This window comes from Pseudooceanicola nanhaiensis (genome assembly GCF_020171315.1).
Lineage (GTDB): Bacteria > Pseudomonadota > Alphaproteobacteria > Rhodobacterales > Rhodobacteraceae > Pseudooceanicola > Pseudooceanicola nanhaiensis_A.
In genome coordinates, this window is record NZ_JAIUZP010000001.1 from 859,370 (window position 1) to 880,412 (window position 21,043).

The window sequence follows — 21,043 nt, forward strand, 5'->3', positions numbered from 1 at the left end:
CAGAGGAATGGAGATCATCCTGCACGCGGGGGCGCATCGCACCGCTTCCACCACGTTTCAGGCCTATCTGGCCGCGAATGCCGCGCAGCTTGCAGGCCACGGCATCGCCGTCTGGGGCCCGCAGCGGACCCGGCGCGGGCTACTGGCGGGCGTCACCGGCGGGCCGGGGGCAGAGCGGGCGCGGGGGCGGATCGCCCTCAACCTCGAAGCCGCGCGGCGCGCGGGCGCCCGGGTCCTCGTCGTTTCGGATGAGAACATGCTGGGCGCGCCCCGCGCCAACCTGCGCGAGGCCACGCTTTACCGCGATGCGGGCGAACGGATCGCGCGCCACGTGGCGGCCTTCGGCTGCCGCCCCCGGCGCATCGCTTTGTCGATCCGCGGGCAGGAGCATTACTGGGAATCGAGCCTCGCCTTCGCGGTGATGCGGGGCCACCGCCTGCCGGACGCGGGTCTGCTGGACCGGCTGGTGACCCAGCCGCGCGGCTGGCGCGCGGTGATCACGGATGTGGCGGCGGCCGCTGGCGGCGCCGAGGTCATGGTGCTGACCCACGAGACCTATGCTGGGCTGCCGGAAAAACGCCTGTGGCACATGGCGGGCCATGCTGTTCTGCCGCCGCTGACCCATGCGCGGGAGTGGCTGCACCGCCGCCCCGATCTGGTGGCCCTGCGCGGCGCGCTGAGGGATCGCGGGGCCGATCCGGCCCGTCTGCCCGAGGGGCAGGGGGTCTGGCGGCTGTTCGACGCGGAGCAGCGGGCGGCACTGGAGGCCGCCTACAGGCAGGATCTCGACTGGCTGCGCGCCGGGGCCGATGGCCTTGCGCGGCTGGTGCAGGAGGATTGGGCCGGGACATTCCTGGTCAGACAGAAGGAGGCGCGGCAGGCGGGGACAACATCCGCCGCGCGGCGAGAGACAAGAGGACAAGCACATGGCACAGACGAAGGACGCATGGCGTAACCTGGCCGAGAAGGAGCTGAAGGGCAAAAGTCCCGACAGCCTCGTCTGGGACACGCTGGAGGGAATTCCCGTTCAGCCGCTCTATACCGCCGAGGACACGGCGGACCTGCCGCATATGGGCACGCTGCCCGGCTTCGGCCCCTTCACCCGCGGGGTGAAGGCGACGATGTACGCGGGCCGGCCCTGGACGATCCGGCAATACGCGGGCTTCTCCACCGCGGAGGAATCGAACGCCTTCTACCGCCGCAACCTTGCCGCCGGTCAGCAGGGCGTCTCGGTCGCCTTCGACCTCGCGACGCACCGCGGTTATGACAGCGACCACCCCCGCGTGGTGGGCGACGTGGGCAAGGCCGGCGTGGCGATCGACAGTGTCGAGGACATGAAGATCCTCTTCGACGGCATCCCGCTCGATCAGGTTTCGGTCTCGATGACCATGAACGGCGCGGTGATCCCGATCCTGGCCTCCTTCATCGTCACCGGCGAGGAGCAGGGCCACGACAAGGCGCTGCTGGCGGGCACGATCCAGAACGACATCCTCAAGGAGTTCATGGTCCGCAACACCTACATCTATCCGCCCGAACCCTCGATGCGGATCATCTCGGACATCATCGAGTACACCTCGAACGAGATGCCCAAGTTCAACTCGATCTCGATTTCCGGCTACCACATGCAGGAAGCGGGCGCGAACCTCGTGCAGGAGTTGGCCTATACGCTTGCCGACGGGCGCGAATACGTCCGCGCCGCGATCAACGCGGGCATGGACGTGGACAAGTTCGCGGGCCGGCTGTCGTTCTTCTTTGCCATCGGCATGAACTTCTTCATGGAGGCGGCCAAGCTGCGTGCCGCGCGGACGCTCTGGCACCGCGTCATGACGGAGTTCGACGCCAAGTCCGAACGCTCCAAGATGCTGCGCACCCACTGCCAGACCTCGGGCGTGTCGTTGCAGGAGCAGGACCCCTACAACAACGTCATCCGCACGGCCTACGAGGCGCTGTCGGCGGTGCTCGGCGGCACCCAGTCGCTGCACACCAACGCGCTAGACGAGGCGATCGCCCTGCCGACGGACTTCTCGGCCCGGATCGCGCGGAACACCCAGCTCATCCTGCAGGAAGAGACCGGGATCACCAATGTCGTCGATCCGCTGGCGGGCTCCTACTACGTCGAGAGCCTGACCGCCGAGCTGATCGAGAAGGCCTGGGCCCTCATGCAGGAGGTCGAGGAGATGGGCGGCATGACCAAGGCCGTGGCCTCCGGCATGCCCAAGCTGCGGATCGAGGAGACCGCGGCGACCCGGCAGGCGATGATCGACCGGGGGCAGGAGGTGATCGTCGGGGTCAACAAGTACCGCAAGGACAAGGAAGACCCGATCGACATCCTCGACGTGGACAACGTGAAGGTCCGCGAAAGCCAGATCGCCCGGCTGACCTCGATCCGCGACACCCGCGATCAGGCTGCCTGCGATGCGGCGCTGGACGAACTGACGCGCCGCGCGCGCGAGGGAGGCAACCTGCTGGAGGCGGCGGTCGAGGCCGCGCGCGCCCGCGCCACCGTTGGAGAAATCAGCATGGCGATGGAGAAGGAATTCGGACGTCACCGGGCCGAGGTGAAGACGCTGGCCGGGGTTTACGGGGCCGCCTACGAGGGCGACGAGGGCTTTGCCGCGATCCAGAAGGCGGTCGAGGACTTCGCCGAGGTCGAAGGCCGCCGCCCGCGGATGCTGGTGGTGAAGATGGGGCAGGACGGTCACGACCGCGGGGCCAAGGTCATCGCCACCGCCTTTGCCGACATCGGCTTTGACGTGGACGTGGGCCCGCTGTTCCAGACCCCGGACGAGGCGGCGCAGGATGCCATCGACAATGACGTGCACGTGGTCGGCATCTCCTCGCAGGCAGCAGGCCACAAGACGCTGGCCCCGCAGCTGATCGCCGCGCTGAAGGAGAAGGGCGCCGAGGATATCCTCGTGATCTGCGGCGGCGTGATCCCGCAGCAGGATTACGACTTCCTCAAGAAGGCCGGCGTGAAGGCGATCTTCGGCCCCGGCACCAACATCCCGCAGGCGGCGCAGGACATCCTGAAGCTGATCCGCGAAGCCCGCGGCTGAGCCCGCCCGGCAGGGCCACCCCCGGGGCGGCCCTGTCCGGAAAATGCACCTTTTCCGGTCCGTTTTCTTCAAAGAAAACGGGCAGGACCGGCCGCAAGGCATATCGCTGCGGCGATGGGACAAGACGATCAGATACGACAAGGGCGGCCTGCGCGAGACGCGGGCCGCCCTTTGACGTCGCAGGCTGCTGTGACCGGCTGCTATAGCCGGGGGATGGGGCTCCGATCCCGGGCGCGGCCCGCTCAGGTCAGCCGGTGCAGGAACCCCGCGAGGTCATCGGTGTGGAAGTGGATATGCTCCGCCTCCATCGGCTCCTCTGCGACATAGACGGTGCGCATCCCCAGCCCGTGCGGCACGGCGAGGTTGCGGGGGTCGTCTTCGAACATCGCCGCCGTCTCGGTCTGGACCCCGTCGAGGGCAAAGACCTTGGCAAAGGCGCCGGCCTCGGGCTTGGGCAGGAAATCGGCGTGCTCCACGCCATAGACCGCGTCGAAGAGCCCGCTCAGCCCGCGGGCCTCGATGACCCGTTCGGCATAGGGGGCGCAGCCGTTGGTGTAGACGATCTTGCGGCCGGGCAGGGCGCGGATGCCCTCGGCCAGCTGCACGTCCACCTCGAGGTGGCTCATGTCGATCTCGTGCACATGGGTCAGGTAGGGCCCGGGGTCCACGTCATGCAGGCGCATCAGCCCGGCCAGCGTGGTGCCATGTTCGCGCCAGTAGAGCTTGCGCAGGCGGTCGGCCTCCGCTGCGTCGACGTTCAGCGCGTCCATCACGTATTGCGTCATCCGCGCCGAGATCTGGTCAAAGAGCCGGGCAGCGGGGGGATAGAGCGTGTTGTCGAGGTCGAAAACCCAGGTCGTGACGTGGGTGAATGCATCTTTTGCCATGGCGAGGACCATACGCCCGGGCGCGGGGCTGGACAAGCTGCCGCCTTGCTCCTGACGCGGTCGCGCACTAACGTGCCCCGATGGACGGAACGATCAGAGAGAAACGCCCGATGAAGCCGGCTCAGAAGGATGCCTATACGCTCATCCTCGAGGCGATCGACGTCGGGCTTTACCGCCCGGGCGATCGGCTGGTGGAAAGCGAGCTGGCGGAGCGTTTCGGCGTGTCGCGCACGCCGATCCGCGAGGCGTTGCAACGGCTTGAGACCCAGTCTCTGCTGACCCGCGACGGGCGCTCGCTGATCGTGGCCTCGCTGGATCATTCGCAGCTGGCCGAGCTTTACGCCGTGCGGGCCGAGCTGGAAGGGCTGGCCGCCGGTCTGGCCGCGCGCCACGCCACGCCCGAGGAAATCCGCGTGCTCTTCGACATGGTGCAGGACGATCGCAGCCTGATCGGCGATCCCAAGGCGCTGTCGCGGGCGAACAAGCGGTTCCACAAGCAGCTGCATCTCGCCTCCCACAACCGCTACCTCGTGCAGCAGCTCGACCTCGTGCACCGCACGATGGCCCTGCTGGCGACGACGTCTCTGGCCGCCGAGGGGCGCGATGCCACGGCGCTGGCGGAGCATGAGGCCATTGTGCAGGCAATCGCGGAGCGGGACGAGGCCAAGGCCTCCGCCGCGCTGCGCGATCACATCTCCAAGGCCTTCATCACCCGGCTGAAGATCGACAGCGGCGAGATCGGCACGACCGGGAACTGATGCCGTCTCAGCCGGTATCGGGCGCGGAATGCCCGTGCTGGGTCTTGTCCCAGTAGAACGGGCAGGCGACCAGCTCGAAAAGCGCCTTGTGCGCGGCGATGCATCCCAGCGGAAAATAGAGCATCATCCCCGGCACCCAGGGGATCAGATGCCTGTGGTCGCGGCCCGAAACCGCGATGATCCCGAGCACGATGTTGAAGCATTCCGTTGCGAAGAAGGCCGTGGCGAGGGCGTGGAACAGCGCGGGCGATGTCATCTCCAGCAGCGGGTGAGGCAGGCCGAAGGGGATCAGCCACATCGACCAGAACACCGGGGCGAGCAGGAACTGCGACAGCGCGCTGAGGAAATGGGCGTTGAAGCCGAGGAACCGCCATGGCCCGAGGTCCCGCAGGAGCCGGTCCGGGCGGCGCATGTGCACGAGGTAGGTCACCATGTAGCCCTTGAGCCAGCGGGAGCGCTGCTTGATCCAGGGCAGGGGGAAGCAGTTCGCCTCTTCCCGGGTGGTGCTGTCGAGGATCTCGGTCCGGTAGCCGCGGCGGTAGAGCCGGTAGCCGAGGTCCGCGTCCTCGGTCACGTTGTGGGCGTCCCAGCGGCCGACCTCCTCCAGCACCGGGCGGCGGATGAAGAGCGTCGTGCCCCCCAGCGGCAGGCCGAGGCCGAGGCGGGCGAACCCCGGCAGCACGACCCGGAACCATGTCGCATATTCCACCGTGAAACAGCGGGCGATCCAGGTCTGGCGGGGGTTGTAGTAGTCGAGCGCGCCCTGAAGGCAGGCGACCTCTGGCGCGGCGTCGCGGAAGTGGCGCGCGACCTTCAGCAACTGGTCCGCTTCCGGGGCGTCCTCGGCGTCGTAGATGCCGATGATGTCGCCCTCGCAGAAGTCGAGCGCGTAGTTCATGGCCCGCGGCTTGGTCTGGGGCCTGCCGCGCGGGACGACCACGGTGCGGAACCAAGGCGGCAGGGCGGTGTCGGCCACCACCTGCCGGGTGAGGCTGTCGTCTTCCTCCAGTACGAGGACGACTTCCAGCAGCCCGCGCGGATAGTCGAGCCGTTGCAGCCGGACAAGGAGGGTCTCGGCGATGGAAGCCTCGCGGAAGAGCGGAACGAGGATGGCGATCCGCGGCAGTTTCGGTGTGTGGCCGGGGCAGGCGAGCGGATGCTGCGGCGGGGGCAGGGCGCGGGGTGCAGGCGGCAGCAGCCGTGCGCCGAGGGCCAGCACGCGCAGCCCCATGGCGAGGGCAAGCGTGAGCAGCGCCCAGAGGCAGAGCGCGGCGAAGAGCGCCCCGGGGCGGAGCAGGGCCAGCCAGAGCGCGCCCATCGGCAGGCCGAGGGCGAAGAGGCTGCGCCCGACTGTGCCGCCCTGCCAGCGGCGGCAGGACAGGGCATCGGGCGTGCAATGGGACATGGCGCGGGCGAGCGTGGCGCGGTGCTGGCGGGCGAGCGTGTCGCGGATCGCCGTCCGGCCACCGATGCGCAGAGGCAGCGCGCGGCAGAGGGGCGGCAGATCGGGATGCGACAGACGCTCGGGGTCGGGGGTGACGAGGACGAGGCGCCCGCCGGTTTCCAGAAAGGGCAGCACCGCGTGCCGCAGGCAGAGGGCGGGTGGCAGTTCCGGCAGGGAGACGGGGCGTCCGCCCTGCGGCTCCCAGAGCGGCAGGTCATGGCTGCGCGCCGTAAGGGTGAGGAGCCGGTCTTCGGACAGGGGGCCATCCGTCAGCAGCAGCGTCTGCAGGTCCGTATCCTGCCACGCCAGCTTGTGCCGCAGGGCGATGACCGCCGAGGCTGGCAACTCGCCGTCCTCCACCAACTGGCGGCCAAGGCTGCGCGCGCCCCGGGGCGGGGCGGCGGATGGAAAGACGGAAACCTCCGACGGCGTCATGCGCATCCTCCGGCGCGAACTCCGGGGATTTGACGGGCAGAAGGTTAATTCATTGAAAACGGATGGTTAACAATGTGTTAACCGCCCCGCGCCGGATACGGGACGCCTAAACGAAAACACCCCCGGAAACCGGGGGTGTCTCTCATTGCCATGTGGCGGGATCAGCTGACCTTGGCCTCGTCCATCGAGGCGGCGAACCGCTCGAAGAGGTAGAAGCTGTCCTGCGGGCCCGGGCTGGCCTCGGGGTGGTACTGCACCGAGAAGACCGGCCGGTCGGTCATGCGGATCCCGCAGTTGGACCCGTCGAAGAGCGAGACGTGGGTCTCTTTCAGGCCCTCGGGCAGGGTCTGGCTGTCGACCGCGAACCCGTGGTTCATCGAGGTGATCTCGACCTTGCCGGTTTCGAGGTCCTTCACCGGGTGGTTCGCCCCGTGGTGGCCGTGGTTCATCTTGACCGTCTTGGCGCCAAGCGCGAGGGCCAGCATCTGGTGGCCGAGGCAGATGCCGAAGACGGGGATCTGGGTCTTGGCCATCACGTCCTGGATCATCGGCACGGCGTAGACGCCGGTCGCGGCAGGGTCACCGGGGCCGTTCGACAGGAAGAGCCCGTCGGGGTTGTGCGCCAGCACGTCCTCGGCGGTCGCGGTGGCGGGCAGGACGGTCACGTCGCAGCCCGCGGAGGCGAGGCAGCGCAGGATGTTGCGCTTGGCACCGTAGTCGATGGCGACGACCTTGTGGCGCGGGGCCTCCTGCTTGCCGAAGCCCTCGGGCCAGGCCCAGCGGGTTTCGTCCCAGCGGTAGGACTGGGCGCAGGTCACTTCCTTGGCGAGGTCCATGCCTTCGAGGCCGGCAAAGCCCCGGGCGCGGGCCACGAGGCCGGCAATGTCGAAGTTGCCTTCGGGATCATGGGCGAGGGCGGCATGGGGCGCGCCCTGCTGGCGGATGGCGCGGGTCAGACGACGGGTGTCGATCGAACCGATAGCAATGCGGCCGCGGCTGGCGAGCCAGTCGCTCAGGCGTTCGGTGGCGCGCCAGTTCGACGGTTCGGTCGGGTCCCATTTCACCACCATGCCCGCAGCCACCGGATCGGCGGTTTCGTCATCCTCGGCGTTGACGCCGACGTTGCCGACATGCGGGAAGGTGAAGGTCACGATCTGGCCGGCATAGGAGGGATCGGTCATGATCTCCTGGTAGCCGGTCATGGCAGTGTTGAAGCAGAGCTCGGCCTGGGTCTCGCCGGTCGCGCCGAAGCCCTTGCCGTAAAAGATGGTCCCGTCCGCCAGTGCGAGGCAGGCAGTCGGCTTCTTTCCATAAGTATGGGGCATGGAGATTCTCCGGGGATGGTGAGGGGCGGCAAATTGGCGCGAAACTATGCAACACCGCCGGAAGGGTCAAGGGGAGGCGGCGCCGGATCTTGACCCCGCTGCATCGCGGCGTGTAGAGGCGCGCGATTGCACGCGGCCTGCGAGGGCAAGTGCCTGATAACCCAAGTTTTGCTGGCGTTTTTTGACCAATTGGACGGGCGTTCTTCGGGAAGCGACGCGCCGTGACCTGCGCTGCGCCGCCGCATATGGTTGCCGGAGCCTTGCCTTTCGCGTAGGGTGGGGCTTCCGAATTTGCCATGGGGATGGGATGTATGGAACTGCGTGAACGGGTCAATTCGGCCCTGAAACAGGCTATGCGCGATCGGGCAGCGGACAGGCTCTCCACTCTGAGACTGATCAACGCTGCCATCAAGGACAAGGACATCGAGGCCCGCGGCGAGGGTAACGAAGACGGCGTCGGCGACGCGGAGGTGCTTGCCATTCTCGGCAAGATGTCCCGCCAGCGTCAGGAAAGCGCCCGGGTCTACGAGGAAGGCGGTCGCATCGACCTCGCCGAGCAGGAACGCTCGGAGATCGTTGTGATCGAGGAATTCCTGCCGCGCCAGCTGAGCGACGAGGAAGTCGCGAAGGCGATCGAATGCGCGATCAAGGACACGTCTGCCTCTTCGATCCGCGACATGGGCAAGGTGATGGGCGTGCTGAAGTCCAAATACACCGGCCAGATCGACTTCGGTTCGGTCGGGCCGCAGATAAAAGGGCGCCTGACCGCCTGAGACCTGCGGGAGCACAGCCTCAAAGGTATGACAAGGGACGCCTTCGGGCGTCCTTTTTCCGTTTCTGGGGGCGGTTTTAGGTTCGGATCAGTCGGAGACCACGGGCCCGCTGCGGCCCTGCCGATGCGCCTCTTCGGTCACCGACATCTCGGGCCCGGCGGTACCATGGCTGATCTCCAGCGTGGAGATGTCGAAATCTTCCAGACAGGTGGCATTCACGCCGTACTGCGTGGGATCCGACCGGCGCTGATGGAACGTATAGATGCCGCAGGTGGGGCAGAAGAAATGCCGCGCCACGCCGGTGTTCCAGCGGTACTCGCTCAATGCCTCCCACGGGGTGTCGAGCGTCAGCTCCTCCAGCGGGACCGTGGCCATGATCGCGTTGCGCCTGCTGCAGAGCGAACAATTGCAGGTGCGGGCCTCGCGGGGCGCGCGGGCGAGGCGGAAGCGGACCTGTCCGCAATGGCAGCTGCCGTGGATTTCGGTCATCGGGGTCTCCTGTCCGGGCCGAGGATAGCGGGACCGTCACGGGGGGCAAGGGCGGCGCGGGGCGGGCGCGAACCACAGGTCAAATTTTCAGCGTGACGCGGCGGCGGGATCGAAACCACGGGGCGGCTTTCTTGACACCCGCAAAGCCGGGTTCCTACGCTGAGGGGGCAAGAGCGGCTGCAAGGGACGAAAACGTCTGGCGCCGGATCGCATCGCGGCACCCCCGCATTACGGGGGCATTCGCGGTCTGCACCACTCACGACTGACACCAGTGCCGGCCCTTCTCCCGGGCCGGACAGGAGATTTGCATGACCGAGGCCCTGATCGCCGCCGGGGACATCCCGGCCCGTGGCTGGAACCTGCTGCGCACCGATGGCATCGCGCCCGGTGAGCGGCTGGAGTTCTGGCGCCACGCCACCAGCACGCTGTTCCCGCCCACGCAGGTCCGGCGCGCCAGTGGCGAGGGCTTCTATGGCCGGATCTCGTGGCAGGAGTTCGGGCGTGTCACGCTGGCGGATATCGTCTCCACCGATATCGAGGTCTCCCGCACCGAGGAGCAGATCGCCAGCGGGGACGACTGGTACGAGGTGAACCTTCAGGTCGAGGGCTCCACCGCCTTCGCGCAGGGCGGGCGGGATGTGGTCGCGCAGCCGCGCACCATGCTGCTCTACGACAGCCGGCAACCCTACCGGATGCTCTTCGAGGGGCATTACCGGCAGCTCTCGCTCAAGGTGCCGCGGCAGGCCCTGCGCGACCGGGTACCGGGGATCGACCTGCTGATCGCGCGACCGATCCCGGCAGATACGCTGCCGGGCCGCTTCCTCTATGACTTTGCCACCACGCTCTGCGATCTGGGGCAGGACAGTCAGGCACAGGCCTTTGCCGGGCGGATCGAGGCCCATGTGATCGACCTGCTGGCCACCGCGCTCTCGGGGCTGGGCGAGGGGGGGCCGCTCTCGGCCGGGCGGCAGGCGCAGCTGGGGCGGGTGAAATCCCATGTCCTCGCCCGGCTCGACGATCCGGAGCTGACCCCCGCCGCCATCGCGCAGGCGCAGCAGATCTCTCTCCGCTCGCTCTACGAGCTCTTCGAGGGGGAGCCGCATCAGGTGGCGCAATGGATCAAGCTGCAGCGGCTGGACCGTATCCGCGCCGATCTCTGCGATCCGTTGCAGCAGGGGCTGCCGATCACCACCATCGCCCTGAAGCGGGGGTTCAAGGATTTCTCGCATTTCAGCCGGGCGTTCCGGGCGCGCTACGGGATTTCCCCGCGCGACTTCCGGAAGAGCCAGCTGCACTGAGGGCCGGCGGGCCGTGGCCTGACGCGGGCGCTGGCCCGCGGGGCGCAGGCATCCGCTGACGGTCAACCTTTCCCGCAGGCGCGGCCATGTTCCGGCTCTGGCTGCGGCGCGGGGCGGGCTGTCTAATCCCCTGAAAACGCGGCGGTCCTGGGCTGACCTTGCCCGCCCGTCACGACACGCCCCACAGAACGGAGTTCCCCATGCGCCTCTGGATCAAGTCGCCGCTGGCCATGATGGCCGATGCCGCCCCGGGCGGGCTGGTGGTCGAGGACGGGCGGATTGCCGAGCTGGTCGGGGCCGAGGGACCCTCCGCACCCGTGGACGAGGTCTTCGACGCCTCGCGCCACGTAATCCTGCCGGGTCTCGTGAACACCCATCACCACTTCTTCCAGACCCTGACCCGCGCCCATCCGGAGGCGATCAACAAGGAGCTCTTCCCTTGGCTCAAGGCGCTGTACCCGCTCTGGGGGCAGCACCTGAACCGGGACCGCTTCCGCCTTGCGGTGCGGCTGGCGCTGACGGAGCTGCTGATGTCGGGCTGTACCACCGCCTCGGATCACCTCTTTGTCTTTGCCGCCGACATGCCCGATGCCGTGGACATCGAGGCCGAGGAAGCGGCAAGGCTGGGGATGCGCGTGGCGCTGACGCGGGGGGCGATCAACCTTGGGACCAAGTCGGGCGGCATCGCGGATGAACGCCTGATGCAGGACTATGACACGGTGCTGTCGGACTGCGAGCGGGTGCTGGGGCGCTACCACGACACCTCTCACGGGGCGATGACCACGGTGGCGCTGGCGCCCTGCGCGCCCTTCAACGTGACCAAACAGCTGATGAAGGACACGGCCCTGCTGGCCGAGAAACACGATTGCCGCCTGCACACCCATCTGGGCGAGACCCATGACGAGGATGACTATTGCCTGCACCATTTCGGCTGCCGTCCGCTCGATTACCTTGAAGAGGTCGGCTGGCTGTCGGACCGGGTCTGGCTGGCCCATGGCATCCACTTCGACGCGGGCGAGATCGGGCGGATCGGGCGGCATCGCATGGGGGTCTGCCATTGTCCGACCTCCAACATGCTGCTGGCCTCGGGGCAGTGCCGGACGAAGGATCTGGAGGCGGCGGGCGCCGTGGTGGGTCTGGGCGTGGATGGCTCTGCCTCCAACGACAATTCCAACATGATGGAAGGGGTGCGGCAGGCGCTGCTGCTGGGGCGGCTGACCTATGGCGCGGCGGCGGTGACACATCACGACGTGCTGCGCTGGGCGAGCGAGGGCTCGGCACACTGCCTTGGCCGCGGGGATATCGGCAAGATCGCGGTGGGCTATCAGGCGGATCTGGCGCTTTTCACGCTGGACGAGTTGCGCTTCTCCGGGGCGGGCGATCCGCTGGCGGCGCTGGTGCTCTGCGGGGCGCATACGGCGGACCGGGTCATGGTCGGCGGCGACTGGCGGGTCGTGGACGGCCAGCCGGTGGGCGTGGACCTGATGCGGCTGCGCGAAGAGCATGGCGCGGCGGCGCGGGCGTTTCTGGAGGCGGTGTGAGGGCGCGGGAACGGAGCGCCGCGTGAGTTGACCTGCCTGCGCCAACGCCTGTGAGACACGCGAAGGGCAGCGCCATCCCGCGGGGTGGCGCGAAAGCGCCGGTCGCCATTGGCGCGCCATTGGTCCGAGCGCCAATGGCGACGGGGGGCGGGTCGGCGCTGCCCGGCCCGAGGCCGGGCGGGACGTCTCTGAGATGTGGGCACTCTGGTGCGGTGATGTTGGAGGGCAGCGACTGCCGGTGGCGATGCAGGGTGTCCTTTTGATGGGCTCTCTGGTGCAGTGCGGACGGGCGCGTGGCCGCTCCCGGGACTGCAGGATATCCCTGTTGCTCAGAGCCCGGACCACCCCGCCACGCATCCCCCGCACGGGCGGACAAGTTTTGGCGCGGTCCCGTCCCAGCCCGCCATCTGGCCCCCCGCAGGTGCCGATGGGACACTGCCGCATCCGTCCGAAGCACCGGCGCTTACCGGGCGGTGCAACCCGGATGACCCCATGAACAGCCCGCAGCGCAACACGCAGGAATGGCAGGTTCTCGACCGCGCCCATTACCTGCATCCCTCCACCGACCATGCCGCCCTGCGCCAGACCGGCGCCCGCGTGGCGATGCACGCCGAGGGCATCCATGTCTGGGACAGCGACGGCAACCGGATGATCGACGGGCTCTCCGGCCTCGGCAACGTGAACCTCGGCTATGGCCGGACCGAGATCGTGCAGGCCGTCGCGGCCGAGATGCAGGATCTCTCCTACTGCCAGTCCTTCTTCAACACGACCCACACCGCGGCGGTGCTCTTGGCGCAGAAACTCTCGCAGATGCTGCCGGGCGATCTGAACCACGTCTTCTTCCAGTGCTCCGGCTCCGAGGCGAACGAGACCGCCGTGCGCGCCGTGCGCCGCTACTGGGACCTGAAGGGCCAGCCGGACAAGCGCCTGCTGATCGCCCGCGAACTGGCCTACCACGGCTCGACCCACATGGCGGCCTCGCTGACGGGCATCCTGCCGATGCACGGGGCCGGGGGGGATATCCCGCTGCCCTCGGTGCACCGCATCAGGACGGCCTACCAGTATCGCAACGGCCCGGACATGACGGAGGAGGACTTCGGCCTCCTTGCTGCCAGCTGGCTGGAGGAGAAGATCCTCGAACTCGGCCCCGAGAACGTCGCGGCCTTCGTGGCGGAACCGGCCCAATCCGCAGGCGGGGCGATCTGCCCGCCGATGACCTATTGGCCCGAGATCCAGCGCATCTGCCGCAAGTATGACGTGCTCCTCGTCCTCGACGAGGTGGTGATGGGCTTTGGCCGTACCGGCCAGTGGTTCGGCGCTGACTACTACGGCATCCAGCCCGACCTGATGCAGCTCGGCAAGGCGATCACCTCGGGCTACATGCCGCTCTCGGCCTGCGTCCTGTCGGACCGGGTCGCGGATGTGCTGATCGACCGGGGCGGCGAATGGGCGCATGGCTACACCTACTCGGGCCACCCGGCCTCCTGCGCCGCCGCGCTGGAAAACATCCGCATCCTCGAGGCGGAGGGCATCGTCACCCGCGCGGGTCAGACGCTGGCGCCCTATTTCGCCGCGAAAATGGAGAGTTTCGCCGATCACCCGCTGATCGGGGACGTGCGCCACGTGGGCCTGATGGGCGGGTTGGAGATCGTCCGCGACAAGACCACCCGCGAGGCCTACCCCTACGAGGCCAAGATCGGGGCCTTCTGCTCAGAGGAGGCGGGCAAACGCGGTCTGGCCTTCCGGGCCAATGGCGATACGATGAGCCTCATGCCGCCCCTGATCATCACCGAGTCCCAGCTGGACGAGGTGTTCGATATCGCACGGGAGGCGCTGGATGCCACGGCCAAGGCCTTCGGCGTGATCTGAACTTCCGAGACCGGACCCGAATGCCCGACAAAGCTCTCTTCTATATCGACGGTCAGTGGGTCGCCCCCACCGGCCCGCAGTCCATCCCCGTCGTGAACCCCGCCACCGAGGAGGTCGTCGCCCGCATCGGCGCCGGCACGCCGCAGGACGTGGATCGCGCCGTCGCCGCCGCGCGGCGGGCCTTCCCGGCCTTCGCGGCCACCTGCAAGCGGGGCCGCGCCATGCTGCTGCGCCGGATCGCCGATGTCTTCGAGGCCCGGCAGGAGGAATTGGCCGCCCGCGTCACGATGGAGATGGGCTCGCCCCGCGATCTCTCCATGTGGATGCAGACCGGCTCCTCGATCGTCTATTTCCGCGAGGCGGCGAATATCCTCGACGGGTTCGACTTTGCCCCCGAAGGGCAGGGCATGGCCGAGACCTCGCGCCTGCGGCTGGAGCCGATCGGCGTCGTCGGGCTGATCACGCCGTGGAACTGGCCGCTGAACCAGATCGTGACGAAGCTCGCCCCGGCACTGGCGGCGGGCTGCACCGTGGTGCTGAAGCCTTCCGAGATCTCGCCCCTCTCGGCGTTGCTGCTGGCCGAGGTGCTGGAGGAGGCGGGCGTGCCGCCGGGGGTCTTCAACCTTGTGAACGGCACCGGGCCGGACGTGGGCTCTGCGATCTCGAAACATCCGGGCATCGACATGGTCTCCTTCACCGGCTCGACCCGGGCGGGCGTGCAGGTGGCCATCGACGCGGCGCCCACGGTCAAGCGGGTGCATCAGGAGCTGGGCGGCAAATCCGCCAATATCGTGCTGGCGGATGCGGACCTCGATCTGGCCGTGAAGGATGGGCTGGCGCGGATCTTCATCAACTCGGGGCAAAGCTGCATCGCCCCCAGCCGGATGCTGGTGCCCGAGACGATGAAGGCCGAGATGCTGGAGCGGCTGGTGGCCGGGGCCGCCAATGTTGTCGTCGGCGATCCGACCGAGGACACGACCACCATGGGGCCGGTCAGCAATGTCGCGCAATTCGACCGGGTGCAGGCGATGATCGGCAAGGGGATCGACGCGGGTGCGACGCTGGTGCTGGGGGGCCTCGGTAAGCCCGAGGGGCTGAACCGCGGCTTCTATGTCCGGCCCACGATCTTTGCGGATGTGACCAACGACATGGAGATCGCCCGGCAGGAGATTTTCGGCCCCGTGCTCTCGGTCCTGACCTATGCGGATGAGGACGAGGCCGTCGAGATCGCCAACGACAGCGACTATGGCCTTGCGGGCTATATCTATTCCCGCGACATCGGCCGGGCCAATGCGCTTGCTGACCGGCTGCGGGCGGGGCGGATCTTCATCAACAATCCGCCCTTCGATTTCAACGCGCCCTTCGGCGGGTACAAGCAATCCGGCAACGGGCGGGAACTGGGCGAATTCGGGATGCGCGATTTCCTCGAAGTGAAGGCCGTGCTGGGTGCGCGCCCGGCGGAGGGCTGAGCATGTCCGAGGCGCCGATCGACCTTGTGATCGAGAACGCGGGCAAGACCTTTGCCACGCCGAAGGGTCCGTTGCAGGCGGTGGCGCCGGTGAACCTGAAGGTCGCGCGCGGCTCCTTCGTGGCGCTGATCGGGCCCTCGGGCTGCGGCAAGTCCACCCTGCTGCGGATGATCGCGGGGCTGGAGGCGCCCGACGCGGGCGGCGGTCTGCGCATCCGGGGCAAACAGCCCGAGGCCTTCCGTGCCGAGGGCGGGCTTGGCATCGCGTTTCAGGATGCGGCCCTGCTGCCGTGGCGCTCGGTCTATGCCAACGTGGCCTTTCCGCTGCAGGTGCTGGGCCGTAAGGTGAAGCCCGAGGACGCCCGCATCCGCGAGATGATCGCCCTTGTCGGCCTCGAAGGCTACGAGGAGGCGCTGCCGTCGCAGCTTTCGGGCGGGATGCGGCAGCGGGTGGCGATTGCGCGGGCGCTGGTGACGCAACCCTCGGTCCTGCTGCTGGACGAGCCCTTCGGCGCGCTCGACCAGATCCTGCGGCGGACGATGAACATCGAGCTTCAGCGGATCTGGGCGGCACAGCAGACCACGACGCTGCTGGTGACCCACGGGATCGACGAGGCGGTGTTCCTCGCGGACGAGATCGTCGTGATGGCCGCCAAGCCCGGCCGGATCGCGGAGGTGGTGAAGGTGCCCTTCGCGCGGCCCCGCGGGCCGGAGCTTTTCGCCGCGCCGGAGTTTCATGCGCTCTGCGAGGCGCTGATGCACAAGCTGCATCCGGAGGTTGCGGGGGGCTGAGGCCGCGCGCCGCACGAAATGGATGGTGCCCCGGCGCACCTCTGGGGTGCCCGACGCCAATAGGACGAGCCACGACATGTGATCTTGCGCGCCTGCGAAACCGAAGGGGCGCGCCCGCCCTCCGGGCAGGCCGGGCGCGGCCCGGACGCGGGGCGTCCGGTCGGTGATGGGCTGAGAGCGTGGGTCTCTTGGCCCAAAGGCCAAAGCGGTGCTCGGTGAAAGAAAGCGCGGGCTCCCCCGCGTCAGGCCTGGCCCTTCAACCACTCAATCTCGATGAAGGCCCCGCCGGGCACCTTCAAATAGGCCGCGCGGCCGCCGGGCCAGTCGATCGGTGCGCCGATGACCTCGGCCCCGGCCTCCGCGCACTCCGTCAACGCCGCGTCGAAATCCGCAACGTGGAAGGCCACATGCCCCGCACCGGGCCGCCATGGCGCCGCATCGGCGGCCATCGCCCCGCCCGCGCGGTGAAAGCAGATCAGCTCCAGCACCACGCCGCCCGCAGGCCCGCGCATCTGGACGAAATCGCAGCTCAGACCGGCCTCGCCCGCCATCACGGCGATGTCGGTCATGCCGTCCTCGCGGACCTCGACGGCGTAGCCAAAGACCGTCTCGAAGAACGCCACCGCAGGGTCCAGCGCAGCGACGCTGAGCGAGGCGTGATGCAGCCGGGCGCCGATCACACCCGCACCTTGCGTTCCAGCGCGCCCACGATCTCGTAGACCGCGACCGAGATGACGATGGAAACGACCGCTCCGGCCCAGACCATCTCGTAGTCGAGCCGCGCGCGCGCCATGTTCAGAAGGTTCCCCAAGCCGATCCCCGACAACAGCCATTCCGCCACCATGACCCCCAGCAGCGCCTGTGGCGCCACCAGCCGGGCAGCGGCAAAGAGATAGCTGATCGAATAGGGAATGGCGATATACACCAGTTGCTTGACCCGCCCGCCGCCATAGACCTGCACGAGGTCATTGGCCGCCCGCGGGATGGTCGAGAAGCCCTGGTTCAGCAGCACGTAGGCCGGGAAGAAGACGACCAGCACCGCCATGAAGACCGAGGCGGTGACCCCGCGCCCGAACATCAGCACCACGAAGGGCACGAGCGCCACGAGCGGCATGTTCTGCAACACCATCGCCACCGGCAGCAGCGCCCGCGCCAGCGTCGGCGCAAGGATCGAAAGCGCCGCGAGGAGGAAGGCGAACGCCAGCCCCGCCAGCAACCCCAGCCCCGCCATGGGCAGGGTCTGGCCGAGGGCGGCAAAGAGATCGCGCCAGCCGCCGTCGAGCACGAAGGCGAGCGTGCGAAGTGGTCCGGGCGCGACGATCGGGTTGATCCCCGTGAGCCACAGCCCGAGGGACCAGAGCGCGAAGGGCAGCACCGCGGCCACCATTGCCAGAGCCCAGACCCGCCAGCGGGCCCCGGGGGCGGGCGCGGCAGGGCGGGCAGCCGCCATGGTGACGGCGGAGGTCGAGGTGGCCAGCCGCCGTGCGGGCAGCAGGAAGGCCACGAAGCCTGCAAGCGCGATCAGCGAGGTGGCGATGCCGATGCCCCAGAGCCGGGCGGGAATGCCCTGCGGCAGGGCGGCAAGGAGGAAGGTGCCAAAGCCCCAGCGGGCGCCGGAGCCAAACTCCCCCAGCACGGCCCCCAGCACGGCGAGGGGCGCGGCCACCCGCAGCCCCGCCAGCAGCGAGGGCAGGGCGCCGCGCAGCCGCACGTAGCGCATCAGCTTGCCCGGCCCCCCGCCATAGACGGCGACAAGATCGGCCAGCCGCGGGTCCACCTCCTTCAGCCCCAGCAGGCAGGTGGACATGGCGGGGAAATAGACCATCAGCGCGGCAAGGATGATCTGTGGCCAGTTGCCCTGAAAGAAGATCACCAGTAGCGGGCCGATGACGATGGCCGGCATGGCGAAGATCGCGATGTTGAGGCCCCGGCAGGCCAGCTCCAGCGCGGGCGAGAGGCAGAAGACGAAGGCTGCCAGCAGGGCCGCGGCGGTGCCGATCAGGAACCCCAGCCCGGCCGAGCGCAGGGTGCTGAGGCCGTGGAGCCAGTAGAGCTCCCGGTCGGTCCAGAACTGGCCGAGGATGCGGTCGGGCGGGGGCAGGATGAAGCGGCCCCAGTCGGTCGTATGGCCGACGTATTCCCAGAGCGCGAAGAGCACGAGCGTCCCGATCAGGATGCGGAGCGGGGCCTGCCGGTCACTGCTGGGGGTCATGGGTCGTCCTTTGCCTGAGACGCGCCGCCAGCCTGCCATCCCCCGGATGGCCGGGCAATGGGCCCGGGAATGGCAGGCTGGCGGCGCATGGGAAAAGTGAAGCCTGTTGCTTGATCAGACGCCAGTTGGGGCACTGGTCCGGCGTGGCGCAAAAATATGCCTGTCCGTGCGTGGGTTTGGCGGGTTTGTGGCCGAGACATGCGCGGTACGGGCGGCGGCATCTGCCTGCCGTGCGGGGGGCGAAGCGCAGGCCTCAAGGCACGGGGCGAGGACTGGGGGCAGGGGGTGTGATGCTGTTAGATATTACGTGTCAGTGGCTTACGAGGTTTTTGCGCGTCATGCCCGCGCCGCGAGGATGGTCTCGCCCGGCAGGCATTCCGGCCTGCCGATGTTGTGCTGCGGGGCGGGCGGGACTGTCCTTGCAGGGCCTCTGGGGCGGCGCATCGGGCCCGGTTTTGCCTGCATCCGGTTTTGTTGACTTGGCCCCCGGCGGCTTTCCTAATCAGCCCAGAGACTGCGCAGGCCCCCGGTCAGAGCCGGGAGAGCAAGGCGCCATCCGTCACAGGGAGAGACCCGATGAAATCCATGATGTCCCGCCGCGCTTTCACGCGCACTGCGCTCGCCGGCCTTGCGGCCGCCCCCTATGGAGGGCTGATCCGCCCGGCCCGCGCCGCCGACCTGACCGAGGTCTCCTTCCAGTCGATCTGGATCAACGACCCGGAGTTCAGCGGCTACTACATCGCCATGCAGGAGGGCTACTACGCGGAGGAAGGGCTTGAGATCAATTACCTGCCCGGCGGGCCCGACGTGATCCCGCAGGCCTCGCTGCTGACCGGCAAGGCGGATATCGCCCTGACCTCGACCATCGAATGCGCCGAGGCGATCGTGAGCAAGGGCGCCAAGTTCAAGGTCGTGGGCGCGCAGTTCCAGAAGAGCCCGGACAGTATCATCAGCCTCGAGGAGACCGGCATCAAGACGGTGCAGGACCTCGTCGGCAAGACCGTCGCCTGTCCGCCGCTGAACGCGGGCCCCTTCGAGGTGCTGCTGGAGCTGAACGGCGTGGCCAAGAGCGACGTCACCATCGTGCCCTACACCTTCGATCCCACGCCGCTGGCCGCGGGTCAGGTGGATGCGGTCATCGACTTCATGACCTCGCTACCCTTCATCGTCGAGCAGACCTCGGGCAAGAAGACCTCCTTCATCCTCTTCTCCGACGCGGGCATGGCCTTCGGGCAGGACCTCGTCACCGTGAACGAGGATTACCTCGCCGAAAACCGCGAGAAGGTGGTGGGCTTCCTCCGCGCCAGCCGCAAGGGCTGGCAGGACGAATTCGCCGACCCCGAGAAATACGGCAAGATGTTCGAGGAGACCTGGTACAAGGGCAACGGCTATACCCCCGAGGCGACCAAGTTCCACGCCAACATCCAGATCCCGCTGATGGATCACCCCAGCGGCGTCTTCTCCATGGATGATGCCTGGATCGACGCCTCCATCGCCTCGCTGGCGAAGATCGGCATCGAGGCGCCCCGGGACATGTTCGATCCTTCCCTGCTGGACGAGATCTGATAACAGATCTGCATGACTGATACATCCTCTGCCCTCTTCACGCCCTTCACCACGCGGGGCGTGACCTTCAAGAACCGCATCGTCGTCTCGCCCATGTGCCAATACGCGGCCGTGGACGGCCATGCGACGGACTGGCATTTCGAGCATTACGCGCGCCTCGCCCTTGGCGGGGTGGGCGGCTGCGTGGTGGAAAGCACCGGGGTGCTGCCGCAGGGGCGGATCACGCCCGGCTGTCTGGGCATCTGGTCCGATGACCATGTGAGCGGCCTGTCGAAGATCGTGGAGATCTTCAAGCGGCAGGGCGCGGCCATCGGGCTGCAACTGGGCCACGCCGGGCGCAAGGGATCGTCCGCGACGCCGTGGGACGGCGGGCGCGGCCTGCCGGAGGGCGACCCGCAGGGCTGGGTCTGCGAGGCGCCGTCGGCCATTTCCTACGACGGCGAACGCCCCGCGCCCCTTGCGCTGACGGTCGAGGAGATCGCCGGCATCGTCACCGCCTTTGCCGAGGCCGCGAAACGCGCCGTGGCGGCGGGCTTCGACTTTGTCGAACTGCACGGCGCCCACGGCTACCTGATCCATTCCTTCGTCTCGCCCGTGTCGAACACCCGCGAGGACGCCTATGGCGGCAGTGCCGAGAACCGGATGCGTCTGCCGCTGGAGATCGCCGCCGCCGTGCGCGCGGTGCTGCCGGAAGAGATGCCGCTCTTCTACCGCGCCTCCTGCATCGACCGGCTGGGGGACGAGGGCATCCAGCTGGAAGATACCGTCGAACTGGCCAAGCGGCTGAAGGCCGTGGGCGTCGACGTGATGGATTGTTCCGGCGGGGGCGTGCTGCTGCGCACCAATCCCGGCCAGATCAAGGAAGGCCCCGGCTTCCAGGTGGGCTTTGCCGAACGCATCCGCGCCGAGGCGGGCATCGCGACCATGGCCGTGGGCGGGATCACCGATCCCGCGCAGGCCGAGGAGATCGTGGCGCAGGGCCGGGCGGACCTCTGTGCGCTGGGCAAGGAGATGCTGGCGGACAGCAACTTCGCCCACCGTGCGGCGCTGGCGCTGGACATCGAGAAACCCGATTTCGTCCTGCCGCAGCGCTACGCCTTCTACCTGCAGTTCCGGCCCCGGGCATGAAC

17 protein-coding genes are annotated in these 21,043 nt (G+C 68.1%); 11 read left to right on the top strand and 6 right to left on the bottom strand.

Features of this window, described 5'->3' with window-relative positions; all coding sequences use genetic code 11:
* The first annotated feature begins 7 nt into the window (after nt 1-7).
* Both LCM32_RS04030 and scpA read left to right on the top strand, forming a co-directional pair.
* Nucleotides 8-955, top strand: coding sequence for a hypothetical protein (locus tag LCM32_RS04030; RefSeq protein ID WP_224819757.1), 948 nt, complete (start codon nt 8-10; stop codon nt 953-955).
* Complete coding sequence (scpA, locus tag LCM32_RS04035; protein WP_224819758.1) at nt 927-3,056, top strand: methylmalonyl-CoA mutase; 2,130 nt, start codon at nt 927-929, stop codon at nt 3,054-3,056. Before LCM32_RS04030 ends, scpA begins: the two co-directional genes overlap by 29 nt.
* 242 nt (nt 3,057-3,298) lie before the next feature.
* Here the strand turns inward: scpA and LCM32_RS04040 are convergent, their stop codons facing one another.
* On the bottom strand, nt 3,299-3,943 hold the full coding sequence (locus LCM32_RS04040; protein ID WP_224819759.1) for a pyrimidine 5'-nucleotidase: 645 nt from the start codon (nt 3,941-3,943) through the stop codon (nt 3,299-3,301).
* A 110-nt stretch (nt 3,944-4,053) separates the two neighbouring features.
* Here LCM32_RS04040 and LCM32_RS04045 point away from each other — a divergent pair, with 110 nt between their 5' ends.
* On the top strand, nt 4,054-4,701 hold the full coding sequence (locus LCM32_RS04045; protein ID WP_224819760.1) for a GntR family transcriptional regulator: 648 nt from the start codon (nt 4,054-4,056) through the stop codon (nt 4,699-4,701).
* A 7-nt stretch (nt 4,702-4,708) separates the two neighbouring features.
* On the opposite strand, the gene LCM32_RS04050 is transcribed toward LCM32_RS04045, so the two are convergent.
* Together LCM32_RS04050 and carA are read right to left on the bottom strand one after the other, a co-directional pair.
* Nucleotides 4,709-6,580 carry a glycosyltransferase family 2 protein gene (locus LCM32_RS04050; RefSeq protein ID WP_224819761.1) on the bottom strand — a complete coding sequence of 624 codons (1,872 nt, stop codon included), beginning with the start codon at nt 6,578-6,580 and terminating at the stop codon, nt 4,709-4,711.
* 161 nt (nt 6,581-6,741) lie between these two features.
* On the bottom strand, nt 6,742-7,905 hold the full coding sequence (carA, locus tag LCM32_RS04055; RefSeq protein WP_224819762.1) for a glutamine-hydrolyzing carbamoyl-phosphate synthase small subunit: 1,164 nt from the start codon (nt 7,903-7,905) through the stop codon (nt 6,742-6,744).
* Nucleotides 7,906-8,216: 311 nt separating this feature from the next.
* Between carA and LCM32_RS04060 the strand changes: the two genes are divergently transcribed.
* Entirely contained in the window at nt 8,217-8,678 is a 462-nt protein-coding gene (locus LCM32_RS04060; RefSeq protein ID WP_224819763.1) for a GatB/YqeY domain-containing protein, read from the top strand.
* 87 nt (nt 8,679-8,765) lie between these two features.
* Here LCM32_RS04060 and LCM32_RS04065 read toward each other — a convergent pair whose 3' ends face one another.
* A complete protein-coding gene (locus LCM32_RS04065; RefSeq protein WP_224819764.1) occupies nt 8,766-9,167 on the bottom strand; it encodes a GFA family protein in 402 nt (133 codons plus the stop codon).
* A gap of 308 nt (nt 9,168-9,475) precedes the next feature.
* Here LCM32_RS04065 and LCM32_RS04070 point away from each other — a divergent pair, with 308 nt between their 5' ends.
* From LCM32_RS04070 to LCM32_RS04090, 5 genes are all read left to right on the top strand, one after another.
* Complete coding sequence (locus tag LCM32_RS04070; RefSeq protein ID WP_224819765.1) at nt 9,476-10,465, top strand: helix-turn-helix domain-containing protein; 990 nt, start codon at nt 9,476-9,478, stop codon at nt 10,463-10,465.
* A gap of 200 nt (nt 10,466-10,665) precedes the next feature.
* Nucleotides 10,666-12,006, top strand: coding sequence for an 8-oxoguanine deaminase (locus tag LCM32_RS04075; RefSeq protein ID WP_224819766.1), 1,341 nt, complete (start codon nt 10,666-10,668; stop codon nt 12,004-12,006).
* Nucleotides 12,007-12,498: 492 nt separating this feature from the next.
* On the top strand, nt 12,499-13,875 hold the full coding sequence (locus tag LCM32_RS04080; protein ID WP_224819767.1) for an aminotransferase: 1,377 nt from the start codon (nt 12,499-12,501) through the stop codon (nt 13,873-13,875).
* 20 nt (nt 13,876-13,895) lie between these two features.
* The gene (locus LCM32_RS04085) at nt 13,896-15,344 is read left to right on the top strand and encodes an aldehyde dehydrogenase family protein (protein ID WP_224819768.1); all 1,449 of its coding nucleotides are present in this window, start codon (nt 13,896-13,898) and stop codon (nt 15,342-15,344) included.
* A 2-nt stretch (nt 15,345-15,346) separates the two neighbouring features.
* Nucleotides 15,347-16,135, top strand: coding sequence for an ABC transporter ATP-binding protein (locus LCM32_RS04090; RefSeq protein ID WP_224819769.1), 789 nt, complete (start codon nt 15,347-15,349; stop codon nt 16,133-16,135).
* Between the two features lie 242 nt (nt 16,136-16,377).
* Here LCM32_RS04090 and LCM32_RS04095 read toward each other — a convergent pair whose 3' ends face one another.
* Entirely contained in the window at nt 16,378-16,815 is a 438-nt protein-coding gene (locus tag LCM32_RS04095) for a VOC family protein (RefSeq protein ID WP_224819770.1), read from the bottom strand.
* On the bottom strand, nt 16,812-18,347 hold the full coding sequence (locus LCM32_RS04100; protein WP_224819771.1) for an ABC transporter permease: 1,536 nt from the start codon (nt 18,345-18,347) through the stop codon (nt 16,812-16,814). The genes LCM32_RS04095 and LCM32_RS04100 overlap by 4 nt, the downstream gene beginning before the upstream one ends.
* 576 nt (nt 18,348-18,923) lie before the next feature.
* On the opposite strand from LCM32_RS04100, the gene LCM32_RS04105 reads away from it, so the two are divergent.
* Both LCM32_RS04105 and LCM32_RS04110 read left to right on the top strand, forming a co-directional pair.
* Nucleotides 18,924-19,913, top strand: a complete 990-nt coding sequence (locus LCM32_RS04105) for an ABC transporter substrate-binding protein (RefSeq protein WP_224819772.1) — start codon at nt 18,924-18,926, stop codon at nt 19,911-19,913.
* A 12-nt stretch (nt 19,914-19,925) separates the two neighbouring features.
* On the top strand, nt 19,926-21,041 hold the full coding sequence (locus LCM32_RS04110) for an NADH:flavin oxidoreductase/NADH oxidase (RefSeq protein WP_224819773.1): 1,116 nt from the start codon (nt 19,926-19,928) through the stop codon (nt 21,039-21,041).
* Nucleotides 21,042-21,043 lie beyond the last annotated feature (2 nt).